Here is a 2,348-nt window from a genome sequence, read left to right on the forward strand (position 1 = left end):
AAAAAATACAGGGGCGTTGGGTGGCCACGGTGTCACATGTCGGCGAAAAAAATTGATGATTAATCCAAATAACACTCATAGGGATTACTACAGCCATGGGCAGATTTCAATCCCCCATCCCCCTTTTCCTTATCTTCCTCCCAATGACCCGACTCCTGTCAATTAGCGTAGCACTCCTGCTGGCCTGGAACGTCCCGGCACAAGACTCCCTTTCGAATCCCGGAAAGGACTATTACAGGCTCTATGAAGAAGGCAGGTTAATCCCTAAGCGCGAGATCTTCCTGAAAAAGGATACTATTGGCTGGAATCCGGGCGAAACCACCACAGGTCAGTTGAGGAATATAATCCTTGATGGGGTATGGTTTCAGCACAATCCCAGGGAACATGAGGGTAAGCGGATCACAAAGGAGGAAGCCGATAATTTCAGGTATTCTGAGATCGACGCCCTTGCGGAAATCATTGAACGTGAATACGAGACGCAATCGAAACGAATTGAGGCCTCAGAAGGGTTTCTTCCGCCCCCGCCCATTGATCCGAATGTGCTTTTGAAAATTTGGATGATCACCCAATACCGGGAGCAGAATTTCAAGATTGGGGTGGATGTGGTTTTGCATTTGTAGGCTACCCCTGAATTGAATTTGGGGAAAATCCTTCCGGCGCGGCTAGTGCCGGAATGGGGCCTTCCCCTTGTTGGACAACGTTACACGATAGTTATATTCAAGTTCTTGCCCAACCCGAGTTCAATTAGCTTGTAATAGGTCGAAACCTGTATATCACTAAGCCCGCGTTCTATCCGGGAGATATAGCTTTTCTTCGTTCCGGTTCGCTCAGCCAGTTCCTGCTGGGTAAGATTAGCTTCTTTACGCGCTTCTTTAAGCATTACGCCTAATCTGAAAGCGAGGGAATCCGCATCATACTTATCGCGTTTCGCAGTTCCCTTTTTGCCATACTTGCTAATGAGGATGTCTTCGAAGTCAGTGGTATTTTTCATTTCAGCGGTTTTTATCTTTCAGGTATTCTTTCTTTATGCGCTCTGCCTGCTTGATTTCCTTCCTGGGGGTCTTCTGCGATTTTTTAACCAGGCAATTTGCCAGAACCACTAAATTCCCATTATCAAAGAAGCATAAGATCCGAATACTCTTAAAAGTTGTAATTACTCTTATTTCATATATGCCATCGGTGTTCTCTAAGGCTTTGAAGAACTTTTTAGGCACCTGTCTTTCAAATCTTACAAAATCCAGAATGTATTCTATTTTCTCCTGAACTTTTGGCTCCTGGGACTTGTAGAAATCAATAAAATAGTTTTTGTAAACGGTTATGGTTCTAATCACGATAGCGAAGTTAACCAATTAGTGTACTTTCAACAAAAATATTTTATATTTTAACTGAAGTTTAATCCCGGGTGGCCAACTTATATACACATAGCGTCAGCCTTCAACCGGCAACCTGTGCCTGCAACATTTGACCGGATATGGATTTAAGCACAATACGGCTTGATTTCAGGAATATTCTGTCACCGGTCAGAAGGGTCTTCGAGCCTTAAGAAATGTCTGGGATCACGCTGTGCGTCAATGGATCAGTTCGTCCCGCTCCTTCAAATCAGCACCAGGCATCCGCAGTATGCCTGCTGGCCCTAGTGCGGAGAGCTCCCTTTCCCCGGCGCCCCCCTCAGTATTTCAATCCTTCAGGTTTAAAAGGGTTTTACCAATGGCATCCCGCAGCGCCGGGTGCACCTGCACGGCATCGGCAAACTGTTTCCATTGGTTTACGGTGTGGTTGATCTCATCTACAATTTCCGGGGCTTTCTTGCAGCGAATGGAGGCTCCAATCACCAGCAGGTCGGCTTTGGTGATGTGGTTTCGCTTCCCGTTGATGCTCAGGGCGTGCTGGCTTACCCACTGGCTCCCCGGGCGGTAGGCATGGCAGAGGTCATAGGCGGGGGCAAGCTCCCAGCGGCCGCCCTGCTTCAGGATAAAAGCAAAGTTCTTTGTGTGGTCGTCACAGTTGCGGGCGATGACGTTGAATACCATCCTGCGGAACATTTGCTCGGCATCGGCATAGGTGAGTTTAAGCTCGCGCATGCATTGGAAGAGCTGCTCGTAACTGAAGCTGTTCACCAGGTTGTAATCGAAGTGCTTTAAGGCGCAAAAGGTCTGCACGTGGTGCTTTACATCACCATCTTCCCGGTCGAAGCGCCGGGTCATAAAGTGGGCCCGGCCATGCTCTTCCAGCAGGCGCGAGGGCATCATCTCAATGCCACAGGCTTTGGCCATGTGGTAATAGGCCATTTCGACCCTGCCATAGCCATGGCTGCCCCCCAATTGCACATCGCTCACGCCATCGAGCTT

The 2,348-nt window shown here is 48.3% G+C and carries 4 protein-coding genes; 1 reads left to right on the forward strand and 3 read right to left on the reverse strand.

Annotated elements, in window-relative coordinates:
• Positions 1-143 precede the first annotated feature (143 nt).
• Entirely contained in the window at positions 144-620 is a 477-nt protein-coding gene (locus V2I46_00015) for a hypothetical protein (GenBank protein ID MEE4175868.1), read from the forward strand.
• 80 nt (positions 621-700) lie between these two features.
• Here the strand turns inward: V2I46_00015 and V2I46_00020 are convergent, their stop codons facing one another.
• The 3 genes from V2I46_00020 to V2I46_00030 all read right to left on the reverse strand — a co-directional run.
• Complete coding sequence (locus tag V2I46_00020) at positions 701-991, reverse strand: helix-turn-helix transcriptional regulator (GenBank protein MEE4175869.1); 291 nt, start codon at positions 989-991, stop codon at positions 701-703.
• A gap of 1 nt (position 992) precedes the next feature.
• Positions 993-1,331, reverse strand: coding sequence for a type II toxin-antitoxin system RelE/ParE family toxin (locus V2I46_00025; protein MEE4175870.1), 339 nt, complete (start codon positions 1,329-1,331; stop codon positions 993-995).
• A 345-nt stretch (positions 1,332-1,676) separates the two neighbouring features.
• On the reverse strand, positions 1,677-2,348 hold a 672-nt coding region (locus tag V2I46_00030; GenBank protein MEE4175871.1), incomplete at its 5' end, for a HipA domain-containing protein.

It is taken from the genome of Bacteroides sp. (assembly GCA_036351255.1).
Lineage (GTDB): Bacteria > Bacteroidota > Bacteroidia > Bacteroidales > UBA7960 > UBA7960.